Annotated in this window: 18 protein-coding genes; 4 read left to right on the top strand and 14 right to left on the bottom strand. The window is 64.9% G+C overall.

All coding sequences use genetic code 11. From position 1 onward, the window contains the following. Positions 1-71 precede the first annotated feature (71 nt). Positions 72-1,142, top strand: a complete 1,071-nt coding sequence (locus QUV18_RS18465) for a cache domain-containing protein (RefSeq protein ID WP_300895568.1) — start codon at positions 72-74, stop codon at positions 1,140-1,142. On the opposite strand, the gene QUV18_RS18460 is transcribed toward QUV18_RS18465, so the two are convergent. Both QUV18_RS18460 and QUV18_RS18455 read right to left on the bottom strand, forming a co-directional pair. Beyond that, entirely contained in the window at positions 1,139-3,100 is a 1,962-nt protein-coding gene (locus QUV18_RS18460; protein WP_300895567.1) for a glycosyltransferase, read from the bottom strand. The genes QUV18_RS18465 and QUV18_RS18460 overlap by 4 nt on opposite strands. 3 nt (positions 3,101-3,103) lie before the next feature. Next, a complete protein-coding gene (locus QUV18_RS18455) occupies positions 3,104-4,279 on the bottom strand; it encodes an HlyD family secretion protein (protein WP_300895566.1) in 1,176 nt (391 codons plus the stop codon). Positions 4,280-4,561: 282 nt separating this feature from the next. Between QUV18_RS18455 and QUV18_RS18450 the strand changes: the two genes are divergently transcribed. Further along, on the top strand, positions 4,562-5,140 hold the full coding sequence (locus QUV18_RS18450) for a hypothetical protein (protein ID WP_300895565.1): 579 nt from the start codon (positions 4,562-4,564) through the stop codon (positions 5,138-5,140). Positions 5,141-5,320: 180 nt separating this feature from the next. Here the strand turns inward: QUV18_RS18450 and ribB are convergent, their stop codons facing one another. The 4 genes from ribB to QUV18_RS18430 form a co-directional block, all read right to left on the bottom strand. Continuing rightward, positions 5,321-6,457, bottom strand: a complete 1,137-nt coding sequence (gene ribB / locus QUV18_RS18445; protein WP_300895564.1) for a 3,4-dihydroxy-2-butanone-4-phosphate synthase — start codon at positions 6,455-6,457, stop codon at positions 5,321-5,323. A gap of 20 nt (positions 6,458-6,477) precedes the next feature. Beyond that, entirely contained in the window at positions 6,478-8,613 is a 2,136-nt protein-coding gene (locus QUV18_RS18440) for an ABC transporter permease subunit (protein WP_300895563.1), read from the bottom strand. Further along, complete coding sequence (locus QUV18_RS18435) at positions 8,610-9,725, bottom strand: betaine/proline/choline family ABC transporter ATP-binding protein (protein WP_300895562.1); 1,116 nt, start codon at positions 9,723-9,725, stop codon at positions 8,610-8,612. Before QUV18_RS18435 ends, QUV18_RS18440 begins: the two co-directional genes overlap by 4 nt. 64 nt (positions 9,726-9,789) lie before the next feature. After that, a complete protein-coding gene (locus QUV18_RS18430) occupies positions 9,790-10,755 on the bottom strand; it encodes an ABC transporter substrate-binding protein (RefSeq protein ID WP_300895561.1) in 966 nt (321 codons plus the stop codon). A gap of 191 nt (positions 10,756-10,946) precedes the next feature. Between QUV18_RS18430 and QUV18_RS18425 the strand changes: the two genes are divergently transcribed. Further along, positions 10,947-12,005: an Lrp/AsnC family transcriptional regulator gene (locus QUV18_RS18425; RefSeq protein ID WP_300895560.1), complete on the top strand. Its 1,059-nt coding sequence runs from the start codon at positions 10,947-10,949 to the stop codon at positions 12,003-12,005. Here QUV18_RS18425 and QUV18_RS18420 read toward each other — a convergent pair. The 8 genes from QUV18_RS18420 to QUV18_RS18385 form a co-directional block, all read right to left on the bottom strand. After that, positions 11,996-13,498: an aldehyde dehydrogenase family protein gene (locus tag QUV18_RS18420; RefSeq protein WP_300895559.1), complete on the bottom strand. Its 1,503-nt coding sequence runs from the start codon at positions 13,496-13,498 to the stop codon at positions 11,996-11,998. The two genes, QUV18_RS18425 and QUV18_RS18420, sit on opposite strands and share 10 nt — an antisense overlap. Positions 13,499-13,520: 22 nt before the next feature. Next, positions 13,521-13,832: an EthD family reductase gene (locus QUV18_RS18415; protein ID WP_300895558.1), complete on the bottom strand. Its 312-nt coding sequence runs from the start codon at positions 13,830-13,832 to the stop codon at positions 13,521-13,523. Then, positions 13,829-14,374, bottom strand: coding sequence for a flavin reductase family protein (locus QUV18_RS18410; RefSeq protein WP_300895557.1), 546 nt, complete (start codon positions 14,372-14,374; stop codon positions 13,829-13,831). Before QUV18_RS18410 ends, QUV18_RS18415 begins: the two co-directional genes overlap by 4 nt. After that, positions 14,371-16,044 (bottom strand): amidohydrolase family protein, encoded by a 1,674-nt coding sequence (locus tag QUV18_RS18405; protein WP_300895556.1) that lies wholly within the window; start codon positions 16,042-16,044, stop codon positions 14,371-14,373. The genes QUV18_RS18410 and QUV18_RS18405 overlap by 4 nt, the downstream gene beginning before the upstream one ends. Further along, entirely contained in the window at positions 16,041-17,135 is a 1,095-nt protein-coding gene (locus QUV18_RS18400; protein WP_300895555.1) for an LLM class flavin-dependent oxidoreductase, read from the bottom strand. Before QUV18_RS18400 ends, QUV18_RS18405 begins: the two co-directional genes overlap by 4 nt. Before the next feature lie 24 nt (positions 17,136-17,159). Continuing rightward, entirely contained in the window at positions 17,160-17,435 is a 276-nt protein-coding gene (locus tag QUV18_RS18395; protein ID WP_300895554.1) for a hypothetical protein, read from the bottom strand. Positions 17,436-17,654: 219 nt separating this feature from the next. After that, positions 17,655-17,822, bottom strand: a complete 168-nt coding sequence (locus QUV18_RS18390; RefSeq protein ID WP_300895553.1) for a hypothetical protein — start codon at positions 17,820-17,822, stop codon at positions 17,655-17,657. Between the two features lie 52 nt (positions 17,823-17,874). After that, positions 17,875-20,226: an aminomethyltransferase family protein gene (locus QUV18_RS18385; RefSeq protein ID WP_300895552.1), complete on the bottom strand. Its 2,352-nt coding sequence runs from the start codon at positions 20,224-20,226 to the stop codon at positions 17,875-17,877. A 313-nt stretch (positions 20,227-20,539) separates the two neighbouring features. Here QUV18_RS18385 and QUV18_RS18380 point away from each other — a divergent pair, with 313 nt between their 5' ends. Continuing rightward, positions 20,540-21,526 (top strand): ABC transporter substrate-binding protein, encoded by a 987-nt coding sequence (locus QUV18_RS18380; RefSeq protein WP_300895551.1) that lies wholly within the window; start codon positions 20,540-20,542, stop codon positions 21,524-21,526. Positions 21,527-21,547: the final 21 nt, after the last annotated feature.

Here is a 21,547-nt window from a genome sequence, read left to right as displayed (position 1 = left end):
GACGAGCCTGTGATGTCGTGATTGTGTGGAAAATGGTACCCATGTCTCTCAGAACCGCCCTTTATACTTGTATGTTTGCCGGTGTCATTGCCCTGACCGCGGCCATTCTCGTGGTGCTTCCGGATTTCGCGAAGACCACCCAGACGCAGGCGCTCGAACGCGCGGTGAAGACGCGTTCGGCCTCGCTGGCGCTCGAACTGGGGCGGCGATTGCATGCCGAATGGGAGGAACTCGGCGTTCTCGCAGACCAGATCGCCGATATCGAACCCGAACTGGGGCGGGCTTTCCTGGAAGGGGTGGCAGGCAGCAAGAACGTCTCGTGGGCGGGCTTCGCCGGAACCGATGGGATTGTAAGATTCGCCGCGAACGGATTGCTCGAGGGCGAGTCGGTGGCGCAGCGCCCGTGGTTCGCCGCCGGGCTCAACGGCAACTATGCCGGTGATGTACACGAAGCCAAGCTGCTGCAATCCATTCTCGCACCGGATGCGACGGACCCGCTGCGATTCATCGACCTCGCCCACCCCGTGACCGACGAAAACGGACAGGTGCGCGGTGTTCTGGCCGTGCATATCGATGCCGGCTGGCTGCAATCCTATCTTGCCGAAGCAGCCGCGACGCGGGGGATGGACGTGTTCCTTGTCGGCCCGGAGGGACAGGTCTCCGTTTCAACCGCGCCACTCGATGGCGATGCCCTGTCGGTGAGCGCCATTCGCTCGGCCGGCGCGGGTGCGGCGATGATCGGCGAGGAGGAATGGCCAGACGGAACGACCTACATGTCGGTCGTGTTGCCGGAGATTGCCTATCAGGATCTGCCCAGTTTCGGCTGGCGCATGGTGGCGCGGATCGACGTTTCGGATTACGCGTTCACGCGGCACACGATCATGACTCATGGCGTGGCGCTGGGGTTGGCCGCCGCAGGCATCTTCGCGATTGCCTGTTTCGTCTTCACGACCGTATTCCTGCAGCCCATGATCCGGCTCACGGACACCGCCGACCGGATCAGCCGCGGCGAGACCGCGTACCCGGAAGAGACACGCAGCACGGCGGAGGCCGCGAAACTTGCGGCGTCGCTCGCGCGACTGAGCGATGGCGCCCGAACGCGTGCGGATGATACGACCGGGAGCGACCTTGGCCGGACCTAGCGGGTGAAGGCCAGACGGCGAGCGAGGTCGCGCAGTAACAGCAGGCTGCGCGCACCCGCGATACCGGGCACGTTGTCCTCGGCGTAGAGCTTGAGGTCGAGCGCATCGGCCTGCTCGGGCGTCGTCAGAAGCTGCAGGCGCGAGCCGTCATGGGCATGGCCGAGGCTTACCGCGGCCAGTGTACCGACATCCGCGACACGAAGGTTCACGTGCGCACCTGCCGGCAGCTCGAGCCCGCGCAGGCGCACATCGCTGCTGGTCAGGGCCGTGATCCAGACCTCCCGCGTCTTGCCGTCGATGACGAGCTCGGCCCTTTCGGGCGCGTCGGCGACGTGGCGTTCCTTGCGGGGCAGCTCGATGCAAACGATGATCGTGAAAGCGAGCACGAAGATGTTGTAGAGCGTCCAGAACAGCACAACGGACTTGCCATCCCCCGCATCGAAGAAGGCGAACCGATCACTTACCATTCCGAGGCTGACCCCGATCAGCGTGAGCACGAGCATTGCCACGAACGGCGCCATCAGCCGCCATTGCACCTGGATCCGGCTCCTGTCGCCGCCCTTCGCGGTCACCTTGAACGGGTGACCATGCGGGCGGAAAAGCCCCACGATTGCCGCCTGACTGATCTGGAAGGCGCCGACGAGCTGGCTGACGTCGTTGATGATGGGAACCACGTTGCCGCGTGAGACATGGTTGAGGGCCACCAGCGTCCAGAGATAATAGACGCCGAAATAGCTCAGCACATCCGGCACGCGGGCGTCGACCACGATGATGTTGAAATACCAGTAGAGCAGCGGATAGACGAGCGCCGCGATGCGAAACGGGAAGGTGGTGAGCCAGTATATACCGGCGTCCAGCACGCTCCAGCGGTCGCGAAGACGGATTTTCGAGCGCGAGAACGGGCCGACATGGCTTCGCGCGATCTGCATCATCCCGAGGCACCAGCGCCCGCGCTGGGTGATGTATTCCTTCAACCCCTCCGGCGCGAGCCCCTCCGTCAACGCCTCGTTGAGATAGACCGTGCGCCAGCCCGCGTTCTGCAACACCACGGTGAGCATGAAATCTTCGGTCACGCTCTGCGTGGGAAAGCCGCCGATATCCTGGATGGCCTGCCAGCGCACTACAGAAGAGGTGCCGCAGCAAAAGGCGATGTCCCACGCGTCGCGGCAGGCCTGCATCGTGTCGAAAAAGAAACGCTGCTCGTCGGGATAGGAGCGCGAGAGGTTCAGGTTGTGCTGAATCGGGTCGGCGTTGAAGAAATGCTGCGGCGTCTGCACAAGGCCCACGGTGGCGTCCTTGAAGAGCGCGAGCGTGCGGCTGATGAAGCCGCGATGCGGCACGAAATCCGCATCCAGGACGGCGATGAAATCCGGCGGATCATCCGCCATGACCTTGAGCGCGTGGTTGATGTTGCCGGCCTTGGCATCGCGGTTGTCGGGGCGGCGGATATAGTCGATGCCGCGTTTCTCGCAATAGTCGCGCAGCCAGTCGCGCTTGCCGTCGTCGAGGATGTGGATGGTCTTGTTCTCGTGGCGCAGGCCGAGCGCGCCCACGACGGTGCGGTCGAGCACCTCCTCTTCCTCGTTATAGGTGGCGATCATGATCGCCACGCGGGGCGCGGGGCCTTCTCCCCACCAGGCGAGGTTCCGGGTCGCCTCGTCCTTCCGGTCCTTGGTGCGCGAGAGCATGACGAAGGCCGAGATCGACCCGAAGACGGCGGCCATCTCCAGCGCCAGAAGCGACCAGCTTGCGGCCCAGTCCCATGTCAGGCCAAGGGGCGCGATGGTTTCCGTGGCCCGCCACCACATGTATCGCAGGGCAAGCAGAACCGACACGGCCAGCAGCACGGAACGGTGCAGTGTACGGGCCGGGTCGGCGAAAACGGGCACCAGCATCGCAAGGCCGGCCACCAGAAGCAGGTGCATGTAGCTTGCCCCGGTCTCACCCAGATACAGCATCGCTCAAAGCCCGATGCTGCGCAGCCAGTCGAGCGGTCGCCGGTCGAAGAAGACCCGGCCCGTGCGGCCGACTGCGCAGCCCAGGGTCTGGTCGGCATTCATCCCCGGCACCGAGACTGCCACGTCGTAGCGTTGCAGGTGGCGCTGGCTGGGAGCCACGGCCAGGTGCCGGTAGATCGTGGCCGCGCCCGCGCCTGCGAGGCGTACCACCGTGCCCTCGAAGGTCGGGCCGCCGCCCGAGGGCCGGAAGACCGCCTCCTGTCCGACGGCGAGGCTGTTATAAACAGCTTCGGTGACGGAGGCCGTAACGATCACCGACCGGCAATCGAGCAGGCGCGCGACCGGATCGCCGCGCTGTACGTTGGTGCCCGAGGCCTCCAGCACCTCCCAGAGCCGTCCGGCCACGGGCGAGCGGATTTCCACGGTTCCCGCGCGGTTCGTTCTGAGACGTTCGGTTTCAAGGCGCGTGGTGTAGGCATCGCGCCGCGCTTCCGCCTCGGCAAGCTGTGCGGAATGCGCGGCCATCTCGCTTTCCAGTTCGACGACACGCTGCTGGGCATTCGGGGCATCGTTGTAGCCATCACCCAGGAAGGCGCCTTCCTCGGCAGCGGCAAGCTCGTTCTCAAGGACCGCGATCCTTTCCAGGACTGCGTTGATCCAGAGCTCCTGCAAACCCGCCACGTCCGGCTCGGCCCCGCGTTCGACCCCGGCGTCGGCAGGCGGCGCGATATCGAAGGCCGGCGGAAAGACGCCCTCTTCAAGCAGGTTCAGCCGCTCGCGTGCGAAATCGAGCCGCAGGCGAATTTCGGCGATACGCCGGGTGCGGAATGTCTGTGCGCGGGCCTCGAGACCCTCGATGATTTTCGCGGTCTCGTCCCGCAGGCTCGCATGGCGCGCGATCGCGGCTTCCGCGAGGCGCACCTCCATCACCAGATCGTCCTGCCGAACCGCGTCGACGCGCTGATCCTGTACCGTTCCGAGAACTTCACCCCGATCGAGCGAAGCGCCAAGCGCCCGCGCGCTTAGGTTGAGGTCGCCGGCGATGGGGGTTCGCACGGTGACGAGGCGTGCATTAATGGTCGCATCCGCGCTCGCCCCGGTGATCTGCTCTCCCACGATGACCCAGAGCGCAAGCGCCACCATCGCGAGGCCAAACAATAGTCTCCAGAATATCTTCATCGTCCTGCTCGCATCCAACCTTGCCGGAAGCCCGGCTTGAAATCGCACCGCACAGCCAATCCACCCCATCCTATCGATAGTGCAAGTGATCCGCCCGGTCCATGTGGTTTGAGCTGGCCAAGCGGGAACCGGCTATACCTGAGCTTGCAAAGAAGGTATGCTTCGTGTCAACGAAATGGGACGTATACCGGCTCGCGTGGCGGACCAAACCGCACATGGCCTGCCAGTCAGGCACGCGGCTCCCGTTGCGACACGAGGAACAGGCAGGACAGGGCCATCGAGGTGACACATCGAAAGCGGCGCGCCACGCTCGCCATTGCCGCCATACCCATGATGTTCGCGGCGACGGACGTGCGGGCGGATGGCGAGTTCTTCCAGTTCGACACAGGGCCGGACACGACGACCGCCGTCCTGTCGGTCGAGCGTGGCCCGTTGGCCTTCGGGCTGGTCTACAGCGATTACACCGGACCCGAAGACCTCAACCTTTCGGTCACCTACAAGTTCAATCTTGGCACGCCCGTCACCTTCCGCGCCGGCCCCACGCTTCAGCACGAGGGGCTCGACACCCTGAAGGGCGGGTTGCGGCTCGTGGCGGAGCATTACCAGCCCACCAGCTTCGGCAGCGTCTTCCTGCTGGGCGAGTTCTCGACCATCGACCTCAGCTACTTCGCCCTGGCCGCCTTCGGCTTGCGCAACCCCAAGGTGACCTTCGAACTCAGCCATCTTGGCGACGACGACGGATTTCGTGACACGGTGGCCGCCCTGGCGTTCGGGATCCCCAACACAAAGGCCAGCCTGCGCCTTGGCCACAAGATCGAGAGCGACGAAACCTTTGTCGGCATTTCGGTGAACACGTTCTGAGTATCGGCGCGCCGGGTCAGTTCGTGAAGCACCGGGGGGATGAGCGCGATTGACGATGTCTCCCCTCGCCTGCCTTACCCGGATGATGAGCCCCCTCTCGCGCTGTACGAGCCGCACGACCCAACGGTGTGCATGGGAGGCGATTTCAGCTTTCAAGCCGGAGGATACGGCGCCCTGGCCTCAATCGAGACTGACCCGCGGGATCGGGCGGGTGCCCACGAGGGTAAGGTCATACCCCTCGAGGCCGACGAAATCCGGGGCCTCGGAATTGGTCAAAAGGACGATCTTGCGCACGCCGAGGCAACGCAGGATCTGCGCACCTATGCCATAGCGGCGCTGCGTCTTGCGCGGGGTGACGGGCCCCTTGAACTTCGACGAGATGAGGTTCCGCGCCGCGTCGCGCAACAGGACGATCGCGCCGCGGCCTTCCCGGGTGATTTCCACCATCGAATCCGCCACCTGGTTCCAGCGCGTCGGGTTCAGCGCCAGGAGATCCTCGAGCGGGTCGATCACGTGCATCCGCGTCAGCACCGGGCGCCCATCGGAGATATCGCCGCGCGAAAGCGCGATGTGTTCCGCGCCGCCCGGCGCGTCCTCGAAGACCTGGATGGTCCATTCGCCCCCGATGAAGGAGGTGATCCTGTCGCGCACCAGTTCCGTGAGCAGGTTGTCATGCCTTCGGCGGTAGGAGATGAGATCGGAGATCGTGCCTATGGGCAGCCCGTGCCGTGCCGCGAAGGCCAGCAGGTCCGGCAGGCGCGCCATCGTGCCGTCGGCGTTCATGATTTCGCAGATCACCCCGGCCGGTGTCAGCCCGGCAAGCCGCGCCAGGTCGACCGCCGCCTCGGTGTGCCCGGCGCGGACGAGAACGCCCCCGTCCCGGGCCTTGAGCGGAAAGACATGGCCGGGCGTCGCGATATCGGCGGGCTGGGTTGCAGGATCGATGGCCACCGCGATGGTGCGGGCGCGGTCGGCGGCGGAAATACCGGTGCTGACGCCTTCGCGGGCCTCGATGCTGACGGTGAAGGCGGTCTCGAAGCGCGAGGAATTGCGCACCGACATCTGCGGCAGGCCCAGCGCCTCGATGCGGCCGGCTTCCATCGCGAGGCAAATCAGGCCGCGGCCGTGGCGCGCCATGAAGTTGACTGCCGCGGCATCGGCAAAGGCGGCGGGGATGACCAGGTCGCCCTCGTTCTCGCGATCCTCGTGATCGACGAGGATGAACATCCCGCCGGATCTTGCCGTCTCTATCAGCTGTTCCGTGGTGGAGAAGACCGGCTGGCCTTCCACGCCTGAGACTTCGCGCGTCACGGTCATGATCCTTCCTTGTTCGTCCGTCACCGCGGGCCCGGTTTCGGGCCCATTGCCGCGTCCGGCACCGGCCGCCGCGTCTGCAGCCGGACGATCCAGTCGCGCACCAGCCTGTCAGAGGTCAGCGCGATTGCCGCGATGCCCAGCCCGGCCAGAAGCCCCTGCCCCGCATCGGCGCGTGACAAGGCGACGTAAACCGCCTGGCCAAGATCCTGCGTGCCCACAAGCGCGGTGATGGCGAGCATGGCAAGCCCGAACATGATCGTCTGGTTTATTCCCAGCGCCAGTGCCGGAAGGGCCAAGGGCACCCGCACCTGCCAGAGAATCTGCCACGGGGTACAGCCGATCTGCCGCGCGGCCTCGATGATACCGGGGTCGACCTTCCGAAGCCCGTGTTCGGTGTAACGGATCGCCGGAACGACGGCATAGATCACGATGGCCAGCAGGGCGGTGAACTCGCCCACCTGGAAGATCATCAGGAAGGGGATCAGCAGCACGAATTGCGGCATGGTCTGAAGCGTGTCGACGACGACGCGGACGATTTCGGACAGGCGGCCGGAATGGGCCGCCAGCCCGCCAATGATCGCGCCGAGACCGAGAGAGATCACGACACCCATGGCGCAAAGGTAGATCGACAGCATGGCCAGGTCCCAAAGGCCGGTCAGGACGAAGAACAGGCAGGTCGAGGCGCAGAGAAGCGCCGAGCGAACCCCGCCCAATGTCCCGCCCAGCGCGATCATGAACAGCGTCAACGCGACCCACGAAACTCCCGTCATGCCGAAATAGCCAAGCCAGAACACGAAGAGCGCGGCACAGCCCAGCGCGAAGGAGCGGGCGCCGAGCCCGAGCGTGACAAGGGCTGCCAGCGCCCAGTATGCGCCGATCAGGGTCGGCGTCAGCTCGATACCCCAGGTGAATGGCGTGACCGCATTTTCCAGCCCAGCGCGCAGGGGGAACATGACGACATAGAAGAACTGCGTCTTGAGCGTTGCGAGGAGCGCGCCGTGGGTGATCAGGAATTGTTCCAGCCAATCATTGAGCGGCTCCGCCACGGCGATGACCGAGTTTGCGGGCGCCTCGTTCAGCGCGGGGAGGGCGAGCCCGACCGGCAGGCTGAGCAGCACGAGGAGCGCGACGCCGGCCCAGCGCCGGCGCAGCAGCGGCACCGGCGCACGGCCACGGTGCACCCGCGCCTTCTCGGCGAAACCGAGCGTGATCCGGTCGATCATCACCGCAAGGAAGACGATGCAGAGCCCGGCCATGAGGCTTTGGCCGAACTGCGCCTTTCGCAGCGCCGTCAGCACCGCCCAGCCGATATCGTCGAAGCCGCCGATGATCGCCGCGATGATGACCATGCTCAGCGCCTGCATGGTGGTCTGGTTCACGCCCACGAGCACCTGTGGCATCGCGCCGGGCAGGCGGACCAGCCAGAAAAGCTGTGCGGGGGAACACCCGGCCATCTTGCCGCTTTCCACCTGCCCTTCGGGAACGCGGGAGAGACCCAGCATCGTATTGCGCACCATCGGCGGCGCGGCATAGATCGCGCTGGCGATGAGGCCCACGACCGGGCCGAAGCCGAAGAGCAGAAGGATCGGGATGAGGTAGGCAAAGGCCGGCACCGTCTGCATCAGGTCGAGCAGCAGGTCGAGGCCGCGGCGGCAGCGCGGCCACAGGAAGCCGGCCGCGCCGAGGCCGAAGCCCAGCGCGATGGACAGCGGCACCGACACGCCCACCAGCGCGAGCGTATTCATCATTTCCGTCCAGTACCCGAGCAGCACCGTCAGCAGCAAGCCGGCTGCCGCGAAGACCGCGAGTCGTGCGCCCGATGCGACCCAGGCCAGCCCGGCGAAGGCCATGGCCACCGTCAGCCAGGGCAACAGGGCGAGAACCGCCTGCAGCCCGTGCATCGGCTGCGCCAGAAGCCACGAAAGCGCGCGGAACGCGGGCTGGGTCCGGTCGACGATGGCGGCCATGGCGACATTGATCCATTCCGCGACCGGGATCGTCAGCACCTCGGGCACGTCGCGCAACCAGCCGTACTGGAGACCGATCAGCGTGACCGCTGCCATGGCGATCACCACGCAGGCCCAGTAGAGCTGGTACGCACGGTGGGAGGTCGGCAGCGCGGTGCGGTCGACAAGCGTCGTCATGGCGTCGCTCATCCGCCGGGCCTTTCGTCCTTGGACCCATGGTCGCGCATCATTGCCCGGTGCAGGATCGACATGACGGAAGAAGAGGTGACGCGGCCCATGACGGTTCCGTCCGCGTGGCGCACCGACACGTCACCGGCGTTGAAGTCATGCATGGCGAAAAGGTCTTCGAGCGTCGTTTCGGGCGCGACCGCAAGCCCTGTCTCCGGCGTCACCGGCCCCGGCACCGTGGCATCCGACACCTTGAGTACGCGCACGAGAGGGACGTCGGCCGTGAAGCTGCGCACGTAATCGTCGGCGGGCCTGAGGACCAGGTCGGCGGGGGTGCCGATCTGCACCACCTGCCCGTCTTTCATGATGGCGATCCTGTCGGCGATCTTGAGCGCTTCGAGGAAGTCGTGCGTCACGAAGACGATGGTCTTGCCAAGTTGCGACTGGAGGCGCACGAACTCGTCCTGCATCTGCCCGCGAATGAGCGGGTCGAGCGCGCTGAACGGCTCGTCGAGGAACCAGAGCTCGGGGTTGACGGCAAGGGACCTGGCGATCCCGACACGCTGTTGCTGCCCGCCCGACAGCTCGTCCGGCATGGCCGCGTCGCGCCCTTCAAGCCCGACGAGCGACACGAACTCGCGCGCACGGTCGAGGCGTTCCCGAAGCGGAACGCCCTGTATCTTCAGGGGAAAGGCGACGTTCTCCAGCACGGTGAGGTGCGGCAAGAGGCCAAATGACTGAAACACCATGCCCATCTTGTGACGGCGCATGTAGATCATCGCCTTGTCGTCGAGTTCGACGAGGTTCTGTCCTTCGAAGAGGACATCGCCCGCCGTCGCCTCGACCAGCCGTGACAGGCAGCGAAGAACGGTGGACTTGCCCGAGCCGGACAAGCCCATGAGAACGAAGATTTCGCCCTCGCGCACATCGAAGCTGACATCGGAGACGGCGGGAATATGGCCCGCTTCACGGATCGCACGAATGCGGGACTGGCGGCCGCCGGTGTCAGACGTGTTCGCGAGAACCTGCTCCGGATCGGTTCCGAAGACCTTCCATAACGCGCGGCAGGACAGCTTTACCGGCGCGAGGTCCGGTTCATCGATGGGGGAAGCGGCGGCGTTCACGGGCTGCATGTCTCTCTCGTCTCGGTATTCGGGCCGGACCGGCGCGGCTGGCCCGCGCCGGTGGCATTTCCACTTACTCGGTGGCCGCGTCGATCCACGCCTGCCAGGTGTCGGTGTTGGCCTCCATCCAGGCGGCGATGGCGTCTTCCTGCGAGACGCCGTTGACGTCGATTTCCAGCACCAGCTGTTCCTGGATCGCGTTGTCGATCTGGAAGGCATCGAGGAACCGGTAGGCGCCCGGCCATTTCTCTTCGGTTCCGGCCCAGGCCAGTTTGCGCACCCAGCCGGCGGGCCAGCCGCAATCATGCGTGGCATCGGGGTTCGGGCCGGCGCTGGCATCCTCGTAGCAGGCGTCGGTGGATTCGGGCAGGTCGACCCATTGCGGGTCCGCCTCGGCGAAAAGCCAGTGGGGGGAGTAGAACATCATCACGATCGGGCGTTTCGCGGCAACGGCGGCCTTGTACTCGGCCGCGGCGGCCCCTTCGGAGCCCGACGGGATCGCGACGAAGTCGAGGCCGAGCGCCTCGAGCCGCTTGTCATTGTCCGGCGCCCAGTCGGCAGGATAATCCAGCAGGCGGCCCTTGGGAAAGGTCTCGGGCGTGGCGAAAATCTGCTGGCATTCCTTCAACGCCTCGTAGCTGGGCAGGCCCGGGCACTGCTCTTCCATGTAGGCGGGGTAGATCCAGCCTTCCCTGCTGTCGATCCCGGTCTCGCCCAGGTCCACGGCCTTGCCGCTGTCGATCGCGCGGGTGAAATGTTCCTGGATGGTCTGTTCCCAGATTTCCATCGCGACGGTCAGGTTGCCATCCATGACGCCCTGCACCTGGGGGACGTAGCCGGCGGTCACGTATTCCACGTTGTAGCCCATCTTCTTGAGCGTCTCGCCCGCGATCCGCGTGGTGACATGCTGACCGGTCCATTCATTGAGCGGCAGCACGATCGGGTCGGCGCTTTCCGGTTCGAAGGCGGCGGCCGGGACGCCCGTGAGTGCGAGCAATCCGGCGATGGCCAGCGTTGATATCTGGAAGTGTTTCGTCATGTTCTGGTCTCCTGTTGGTTTCATTTCATTGATTTGTCTTTGGCTGTCCATGACGGTTTTCCACTTCGATTTCCGGATGGTTTACCGGAAAGGTCATACCGCCTCTGGTTCGTGTTCCGTATTTCGGTTGCATCGCGTGGCGCTCCCGGAGTATCGGGACAGTCGAACGCGTCTAGCCGAGGCCGAGCGCCATGCCCCCGAAGACCCCTGCCCGCAAACCGACGGCGCCCCCCAGCGACCCCGGTCTTCTGGGCAGTCTGCCGCTGACCGAAACCGACCGCCGGATCATCTCGCACCTGCAGCAGGACGGGCGCCGGACCTATGCGGCCATCGCGCAGGATATCGGGGTGACGGAAAAGACCGTGCGCACGCGCGCGCGGGCGTTGCTTGACCAGCAGGTCATCGAGATCGTTGCGCTCGTGTCGCCGGTGGCGCTTGGCTACTCGGTCAGTGCGCTGGCGGCGATCACGATCAACTCGCCGGCGCTGGGCACCCAGATCTCGGACGCCCTGGCACGGATCGACACCATCGATTACGTGGTGCTGACCAACAGCCGCTACGCCATCTTCGCCGAGATCATCGCGCGCGACATGCAGGAGCTGCAGACCACGATCGAAACGCAGATCGGCGCGATCAGCGGGATCACCGGGGTAGAGCTTTTCCCCTATTTCAGCCTGCATTACCAGCAGGCGCGCATCATCGACACCGAAGCCGAGCGGGACGGCGGCGTTCGCGATATCGAGCTTGGCGCGACCGACAAGGCCATCGCCTCGCATCTCAATGTCGACGGGCGCATGCCCTTTTCGGCCGTGGCCGAACAGCTGGGCGCGTCCGAAGGGCAGATTCGCCAGCGGGTGCAGGCGATGATCGAGAACCGGCAGCTTCGGATCATGGCGATCCTCAACCCGCTCAAGCTGCTCGACCGGACGATGGCGTGGGTCGCGATCAAGGTCTCGCCCGATACGCGGCTGACGGACGTGGCAGATGCGCTCGCCGCGATGCCCAGCATCTCCTACGTGACGATTTGCGCGGGCCGTTTCGACATCTTCGCCGAGGCGATCACGACCTCGCAGGCCAGCTTGCTGGATCTCCTCGACAGGGAGATCCGCCCGCTGAAAGGCATCCGCGACACCGAGGTTTTCATCTACACCAACCTGCACTACAAGCGCCTTCTTCCCGTCCATCTGAAGAACCGGACCGGCGCGTCGGGCGACGAGCCGGTCCATTCGTTCTACGAAGCTCAGCCGTAGTTCACCCAGACCGCCTTGGTCTGGAGGTACTTGTCGATCCCGGCCATGCCGTTGTCGCGGCCGTAGCCCGATGCCTTGTACCCGCCGAAGGGCGCTGCCGCGTCGAACTGGTTGTAGGTGTTGACCCAGACGGTGCCCGCCTGAAGCGCGGCAGCGGTGCGGTGTGCCTTCCGCAGGTCATGGGTCCAGATGCCGGCGGCCAGACCATAGGTCGTGGCGTTGGCACGGCGGACCAGATCGTCGGTGTCCTTGAAGCTTTGCATCGCCAGAACCGGGCCGAAGATTTCCTCGCGCGCGACGCGGCTGTCGTCGGGCACGTTGGACAGCACCGTGGGTTCAAGGAAATGCCCGCCGGAAAGGTCGCCGCCGCAGCGGTTGCCGCCGTAGCTGACCTCCACCCCTTCGGCCCGGGCGGTGTCGACATAGGAGGACACGCGTTCCAGTTGTTCGGCCGAGACCAGCGGCCCCATCGTGGTGGTGGGCTGCAGGCCGTGACCGACCGCGACCTTGCCGGCCTCCTGCAGCACGATCTCGGCGACGCGGTCATAGACCTTTTCCTCGACCAGCAGGCGCGAGCCCGCGGTACACACCTGTCCGCTGTAGAAGAAGATCGCCATCGCCGCCGTCGCCGCGGCGGTTTCGATGTCGCTGTCGGCGAAGATGATGTTCGGGTTCTTGCCGCCAAGCTCGAGCGAGACATGCTTGAGATGCGCCGCGCCGCGTGCCGCGATCATCTTGCCCACGGGCTCGGAGCCGGTGAAGGCGATCTTGTGGATGCCCGGGTGATCGACGATTGCCTGTCCGGTCGTCTCGCCATGGCCGGGCAATATGTTGATGACACCGGCGGGAATGCCCGCCTCGAGCGCCAGTTCCCCAAGGATGAGCGCGGAGAGCGGCGTCTGCTCGGCCGGTTTCAGGATCACCGTGCAGCCCGCGGCCAGCGCCGGGGCGAGCTTGAAACAGGCCTGGCAGATGGGGAAGTTCCACGGAACGATGGCGCCCACCACGCCGATCGGCTCTCGCCGGGTATAGACATGCATGTCGGGCGCTGTCACGGGCAGCGTGTCGCCCTGGATCTTCGAGGGGAACCCGGCGTTGTAGCGCATCGCACCCACCGAAAGCGGCACGTCGACGAACTTGATATGCTCGGCCGGCTTTCCGCTGTCGAGCGACTCGATCTGGCCGATCAGTTCGGAGTTCTTTTCGATCAGGTCGGCAAAGCGGCGCATCGCGGCTTCGCGGTCGGCGGGCGTGAACCTGGCCCAGTCGCCTTCGAGCGCCTGCTGCGCGACCCTGGCGGCCATGTCCACATCCGCCTCGCCGGCATGGGCGACCTTGCAGATCAGCGTGTTCGACGCCGGGTCGATCGTATCGAAGGTGTCGCCCGATTGCGCGTCGCGCCATTCGGCGCCGATCAGCATCTGCTTCGGCTTGGCCAGGAAGGCGCGGGCGTCGTCGGACAGCAAATTCTCGATGGAAGTGTGAATATTCATCTGGGGTCTCCTGCCTGTGTGGTCACATCAGTTCTTCGGTTTCGATCGTCAGGATGGTGACGCCGCCGGTTGCCAGCGTGCCGAGATCCTCGACAGCCGCCTGCCCCTCGGGAGAGGCCATCGACGCCTCCAGATCCGCCTGGGTCTCGTAGGTCAGGATCGCGGTGACATAGACCTTTTCGTCCTCGCTGCTGCTGACCACCTCGCCACGGCTGACCTCGAAGCTCTTGAGGTGCGGCATGGCCTTGGTGAGCGGCGTGTGTACCTCGGCGTAGTGCTTGTCGAACGCCGCGGTGTCGGTGGGCATTCCGTAATTGACGATGACGCGTTTCATGGGGCTGCCTCCTGGCTTTGCATCGGAATGGGGAAGAGGGCGCGACGGTGATAGACCAGTGGAACGGCGTCGCTTCGGGTGACGCGGCGGACGTTTCCGGTGACGATGACGTGGTCGCCGCCGGGCACGCGCTGGCCGACGCTGCAATGGATCACCGCGGCACAGCCCGCGATCTGTGGCAAGTCGCGCGGGCCGAGGGCCCAGTCGAGCGCGTCGAATTTCTGCGCACCCTTGCCGGCCATGCGGTAGGCGATCTGTTCCTGACCCTCGGCCAGCACGTGGATCAGGAAATCCACCCCCGGCAGCAGGGCCTTGAGCGTGTTGGAGCCCACGTCGAAACAGGCCAGCATCATCGGCGGCGCCAGCGACAGCGACGAGACGGCAGAGAGCGTGGTGCCGATGGGCTGTTCACCCAAGTCGAGACAGGTGACAACGGTCACGGCCGCCGGCATGTCGGACATCGCGGCCTTGAACGCTTCCATGTCCGGGCCGCCCATGTCGCGCGCCTCGACCGCATCCATCATGTTGCCCGCCCCGGTCATGCCGGCGCCCCGGCCGTGGTGTTGCGGACAACCCGCCCGCGGGCCATGACGAAATCGACCGGGAGGGTGCGGAGGTCATCGACCTCGACCTCGAACGGGTCGCGTTCCAGCGCGATGATATCGGCGATCTTGCCCGGCGCGAGCGAGCCGCGCACGTCGTCTTCGCCCAGCGCGGCGGCGGAATCGAGCGTGTGCATGCGCAGCGCCTGGTCGAGCGTCAACGCCTCTTCGGGGTCGATGAACTTGCCCGAGTAGGCCTGTCGTTTCAGGCAGCACCAGATCGAGAACATCGGGTTGGTGGCTTCCCGCTCCGACCCGATCCAGACATCGGAGGAGGCATTCAGGCGCCAGCCCTGTTCCATGAGGGTCTTGAACTGGAACCGGCCCTCGCGGCCGAACTCGCCGAGGTAATCCTCGAAATATTCGCCGAAAGTGTAGAGGAACACCGCCTGCGGCACCGGGATGATCCCGGCCCGCGCCCACCAGTCCATCGTCTCGGGGCGCGGCAGCAGGTTGGCGGCGTGTTCGATCCGCATACGGGTCTTGCCCGACGTCGCGCCGCCCAGTTCCAGCAGGCGGGCGCACAGCCATTCCTGCGCCCGGTTGCCGTTGGCATGCACAGAAAGCTGCATGTCGTTGCCCTGCGTCAGCTCGACCGCGCGGCGGAAGAAATACTTGGCGAACGCGATCTCGCCACAGGCGCCATCTGTGCCGAGATAGGGACAGGTCACCGCGGCGCTGCGGGCCGAGAAGCCGCCATCGGCAAACAGCTTGAGCCCCTGGATGCGGATGTCATGGGCCGAGGCACCGAGGCTGAAATGCTCCTGCCAGTTGCAGGCATCTTCCAGCTTCATCGTGCCCGGCGCCCAGAGGTAGACCCGGTAGGCCAGCGGCAGTTCACTTGCCTGCGCCATTTCGTCGAAGGTCTGGATGCCGTCGATGGTCTCGGATATCTCGCCGATCGTGGTGACGCCGTAGCGCGTGAAATACCGTTCGAGCCCGTCCTTGAAGGCTTCTTTCAGGCGGGACTTCTCGACACCCGGCAGGGGCAGAAGCGCGTCCATTTCCTTGACGATGCCGGTCGGGTCGCCATTGCCATCACGCTCGACCTGCGGGGGGCCGGTGACGGAATAATCCGGGGGCACGTAATCGCGGTCGATGCCCGACACCTCCAGCGCCTTGCTGTTGAGCACCGTTATGTGCCCGCCGGCGCGCACGGCGATCGGATGGTCGGTCGAAACGGCATCCAGCTCGGCGCGGGTGGGCAGGCGCCCTTCCTTTAGCTTGCGGTCGAAGAACAGGTTGCCCTGCCCCACGACCCAGTCGCCCCGGTCGGTGCCCTGCGCGCCCGTTGCCAGTGCGTCGCATACATCAGCCACGGCCGAACATTCCGGCGCACGGCAGTCGATGGTCGCGAAGGAGGTGCGGAAAAGCACCTCGCTATGGGCGTGAACATCCACGAAGCCGGGCAGGATGGGGCGATCCCCGAGGTCGTGCAGGGCGGTTTGCGGGCCCGACATCTCGGCCACGTCGTCGCGGCGGATCAGGCGGATGATCCGGCCATCCTTGAGCGCCACGCCCTGGTAATGGTCGCCGATGCCGGGGTGCATCGAGATCACGCGCCCGCCCAGAACGATGGTGTCGGCGGCGCCGAAACTATCCGAAGTCATGAGGTCGCGACCTCCATCTTCGGGCTGGTCGCGTCGTCCTTGAAGACGGGAATGACCTCTTCCCCGATCAGGCGGATCGACTCCATGATCTGGTCGTGCGGCATACCGTCGATGCGCAGCAGAACCTCGTCGATGCCGCGCGCCTCGAGATCCTTCAGCCGCTCGATGAAATCGTCGGGCGTGCCGACCATGACGGACGGCGTGCCGGATACGAGAAAATCCATGTTGGCCTGGTTCTCGAGGAAACGGGCCATGTGCTCGTCGAGATATTCGTAAGAGCTGTTCTTGGCGAGCGGGGCGTAGAGATCGGCGATGAAGCCGGCATAGCCCAGCACCACGTCACTGGCCTTCTCGATGGCGTCGGCGCGGGAGCGGTCGCAGAAGGCGGAGGCCACGTAGAGCCCCATCGTATCCACGCGATCCGGCAACATGGTGGTGCCTTCCGCCACGCCCTCGGCATGGGCGTCGATGCAGCCCTGCATGTAATCGAAGCCGAAATAGCTTTCGAAGAGGATGGCGCCGATGCCGCGCTGTCCGGCTTCCTTGCACGACGCGGCAGAGGAGGCGGCCACGTAGATGGGCGGATGGGGTTTGCTGACGTAGTAGGGGACCAGTTCGCGTTCTTCGAAGGACCAGTAGGGCCCGTCATGGCTGACGTTCGGCGAGGCCATCGTCTTGGCCAGCACCTCCAGCGAATCCGCCCACATGGGCTTGGTGTCCTTGGGTTCCACCCCGAAGGTCGAGAGCGTGTGAAGGTTGTTCGACCGCGCCGTGCCCAGCTCTGCCCGGCCACCCGAGACGATGTCGAGCGTCGCAAGCCGCTCGGCCACGATCAGGGGATGGTTCCACTGCAGCAGAACCGAGCACATGATCCGCAGCTTGATGTTGCGCGTCTCCCGCGCCACGGCGGCGTAGAGCACCTCCGGCGCAGAGACCGTGAACCTTGGCGGGCTGAATTTCTGTTCGGACGTGCCCCAGCAGTGGAAGCCCATTTCATCGGCCAGCGCGACTTCGCGGATCATCTCCTCGTAGCGCTGGGCGTAGCTTACACCGGGCATGATCTCGCCCTCTTGAAGCATCCCGATTTTCATTGGCGTCCTCCGCTGACTGGCATCTCAAACATGAATTTCCCACGAACCTTCAATACCGGACCAATGCCTGTCAAGTTCGTTTTTCGCATTTAATTCGTTTTTCATTTCCCTTTTCCGTATTTTTATCTGATCTTCGTATTCAAAATGCCTTTTTTTAGGGCATTTGTTACCTAATATCGTTTCTGCCTGCCGCGCCCAACGGCGCACCGAACGCGGATTAGCCTCGCGACGCGGTGAAACGCTCGTAAATCCTGAAGCCAATTGAGCCCGGCCGGGATGCAGCGCACCCGGTTTGACCAATTCGGCAACGGGACCTCAGCGTGGTCGTCGGGAGGGCCGACGGCATTGCGCAATTCAGGTCACGTGGGGCCGACAGTCAGGAATCGGGACCGCGACTCGCTGCCAAACAGCGCGCCGGCGAAACAACATGACAGGAGACACTGCATTCGGTCGCGATGGGGTGAGGCTGGCCGCGATGCAAGGCGCCGCCGAACACTCAGCGCAGCGTGGGTCTTGGTGTCATTCCTGGTTCGCGAACGCCTCGAACAGCCTGTCCATCGGGCCTTCGGCGGGCTCTTCCTCGACCGGGATGAACGGGCTCGGATCGTCCGCTTCGCAGACCTCTGGGGAGACCGGGTCGCGGAACGTCGCCACCCGGCATGGATGTGCGGGCTCGATACGTCTCACGCCTGCCGGACATCCGCAGCACGAGGCGCGGACGCGTGACGTGATCGCCTCGCTATCCCCTCATCCGGCGCCTTTCGGGGTCGTAGAAGGGTTGGGGCACGACGTTGGCTATCAGCCTTTTCTGATGGCCGTCGAGCTTGCCGATCTCGACCTGCGTGCCTGTTTGCGCGTGGGTCTTGTCAAGCCGGCAGAGCGCGATGGTCTTGTCGAGGATTGGCGAGCGCGTGGCGCTGGTGACAACGCCGATCTCGGCGCGGCCGGCGAAGACCTTGTCGCCGTGCCGTGGCACCTCGTTTCCGGACAGTTCCAGACCGGCAAGGCAGGCGCGCCCGTTCTGCTTGCGAGCTTCAAGCGCGGCCCGGCCGACGAAATCCGCTGACTTCGACTTCAGGGGGACCGTGAAGCCGATCCCGGCCTCGAACGGGTCGACCGAGCCGTCGAATTCGGCGTGGCCCATCACCAGCCCAGCCTCGATCCGGATCATCTCCAGCGCGTCGAAGCCGCAGGGCGTGATGCCGAACGGCGCGCCCGCGTCGGCCACCGCGTCCCACAGCGCGACCGCGTGTTTCGGATGGCAGAAGATCTCGTATCCAAGCTCGCCGGTATAGCCGGTGCGCGACACGATGAGCGGCGCACCATCGAAACCGCCAAGCCGGGCGACGGAGAAGCGGAAACAGTCGAGCCCGTCGAGCGGCGTCTCGTTGTCGCGCGTCCAGATGACCTTGCGCAGGGTATCGCGGCTCATCGGCCCCTGCACCGCCATGTTCGCCAGCACCTCGGTCGAGGATTTCACCCAGGCCTTGAAGTTGTTCTTCTCGGCAAGCTCGCGCAGCCACACGCCGCAGTAATCCTCTGCGCAGACCCAGCGGAAGAGATCCTGCCCGAGGCGGAACAGGGTGCCGTCGTCGATCATCCCGCCGGTTTCGTGGCACATCGCGGAATAGGCCACCTGCCCCACCGAAAGTTTCGCGACGTTGCGGGTCAGCGCGAGGTTCAGCAGCGCCTCGGCGTCCGGGCCTGTCACCTCGAACTTTCGCAGCGACGACATGTCCATCATCATCACCCCCTCGCGGCAGGCGTGATATTCGGCGATGGCGCCGTGGTTGCGATAGCTTGCCGGCAGCCAAACCCCGGCCATGTCGGTAAACTCTTTCGCGATCTCCGAGGTTCGGGGATGAAAGGCGGAGTCGCGGGTCAGTTTCGGGGAGGAGTCAGGCGTCATTCTGATGGCCACCGATTTTGAGAAGACTTGTTTTTCGCTGTAGGTCCGCACCTGTATATCGGTCGGGTTCCAGCCGTTCGCGGGATCGAGATCGTTCGGACAGGACGTCGAGACACAGACGCAATCCGTCAGGGCGCGCAAGAGGACGTAGTCGCCCGGACGGGACCATGCTTCGTCGAAGCTGAGGGAATTGTCGTGTTCGGCGCGGGAGTTGAAGAAGAAGTTGACCGCCTCCCAACCGACACGGGGGCCAACCTGGTAGCGCTCGAGCGCCGCGTTCATGTTGTCGGTGCAGTTGATGTGGCCGGGATAGCCCATCTCCTCGTAGAAGCGGGCGAAACAGGCCAGCCCGAACGTGTCGTGGCGGCCGACCGTATCCCTGATGACCTCGAACATGGGTTCCTGGTCGACATTGAAGAACTTGGAATGCAGGCCCGGCCCGGGGTAGGCGTTGCCATTGAGCGAGCGGGTGGTGGTGTGGTCGATCTCCAGTTCGCGCCCCTTGTCCAGCCCGCGCAGGGTGAGCCCCTGGAAATCCGAGCATTGCCGGCCGGACAGGTCGATGATCTGGATGAACTCGCCGGCGCGGACCTCGTACTCCACGGCCGAGGAGTGCGGCACGTGGATATCCTGCAACGGATCGGCCAGGGGCTCCGGCGGCTTGCCCCAGAGGGTTTCGCGGGGGCTCCGGCGGGTGATCAGCAATTCGACCGTGGCGGGCGCGTGATCGCCGGTAACGGTCATTTCCGGGCTCGGCGCGACGAGGAGGCAGGTGCCGGGCTGGTTGGCGACGAGCTGGTAGTGACGGTTCGGCGCCGAGGAGTCGGGAAAGAGGGCGAACGCGGGTGTCGCGGCCCGGCGGTGGAAGGCCGCTAGGCGGGCGCGGGCCCCGGGGTCAAGCCCGTCGGCCAGGTCGTTCCAGTCGAGGGAGGTCGGTGCCGGGTCGCCGGCGACCCTGTCCAGTCCTGCGGGCTCGGCACGGCCCGCATGGTCGAAGAAGCATAGGTAGCATGGCCGGGCGCCGTCCACGTCGAGGATGTCGAGGCGGTCGCCTTCCGAGAGCGAGTGGATCGCGACCTGGCGGCTGGTCAACTCGTGGCGTTCCTTGCCCTGCTGCCAGAGGGAGATGCCGGGCTCGACCAGGTGCCCCCATCGACTTGAAGCCGGATCAAACAGGGTCATGCGCCCTCTCCTATCTGTCGAATCGTGCCCGGGATGCAGGTCGGGATTCGCCGCCGGGCCCGGTTGCCTGCGTTGAGTTGTAAGCGCGAAACGGCCTTCGCTCAAATCATTTTGTTGGTTATTGTTGCTTACATGGGGTGTTTTGGACAGTTTAAGACAAAAAATTGTTGATTGGTGTTTTAATCTGTTCATTCTGGTTGACGCGGAGAGATGCGTATCTGCCGACAGGTCAGATGGCGGCTTTACCGGACTGGACCGTGCGCGACATTTGCGCCGCGCGGAACCAAGGGAACGGATACACAGGGAGTCATTCATGAGAATTCAAGCAATATCCAAGCAAGCCGCGCGCGGCCTTTTCGCCGCCACGGCGATGGCCGTCGCGTCGGTCGCCGGCCCCGTCAGCGCAGACAGCAGCGAGCCGATCAAGATCCCGATCAAGAACTGGTCGAGCCAGATCGTCATGGCCCATGTGATCGGCGGCATGTTCGAAGAGATGGGCAGCCGGGTCGAATACGTGCCCGTCGACAACCAGGCGGCCTTCGAGGCCATCCGGAACGGCGACCTGACCATCGGCCACGAGGTCTGGCAGGCGACGCACCAGAACGCCTTTTACAACGCGATGGAAAAGGGCGGCCTCATCGATGCGGGCACGCACGCGGCCGAAACGCTCGAGGAGATGGGCGTGCCCAACTGGGTGATCGAGCAGGACCTCTGCCCCGGCCTTCCCAACTGGGAAGCGCTGAAGGATTGCCACGAGAACTTCGCCACCCCGGATTCCGGCGGCAAGGGCCGCTGGCTTGAAGGTCCGCAAAGCTGGCATGGCGACGTGATGCCGAACCGGCTGAAGGGGCTGGGCCTGGACGACAAGTGGATGGTCAAGTTCGCGGGCACGGGCGATGCGCTTTGGGTCGAGCTTGAGGCGGCCAAGAAAGAGGGGCGAGGCACGATCATCTTCAACTGGACGCCGAACTTCACGGATGCCGAGGGCTTCACCTTCATCGAGTTCCCGCCCTATTTCGACGGCTGCCGGATCATCGACGGGGGCGACATGAGCACAACCGGGTGCGGCTCGCCGCGCGGCTGGCTGAAAAAGGCGGCGAATTTCCGGTTCCCGGTGACGCATCCGCAGGCTTACGCGGCCTTCACCAAGGTGTCTTTCACCACGGATCAGATCGGTACCATGGCCGCCCTCGTGGACCAGGACAAGATGACCCACGAGGACGCCGCCAAGAAGTGGCTTGCAGACAATGAAGAGGTCTGGAAGCCGTGGACGGCATCGGTGCTCGACGGGGCGAACTGATCTCCCTGCCCTGCCGGGGCG

It is taken from the genome of Roseovarius sp. (assembly GCF_030373445.1).
GTDB lineage: Bacteria > Pseudomonadota > Alphaproteobacteria > Rhodobacterales > Rhodobacteraceae > Roseovarius.
Note: the sequence above shows the minus strand (reverse complement) of the source record. Positions and strands in the feature narration are given on the sequence as shown.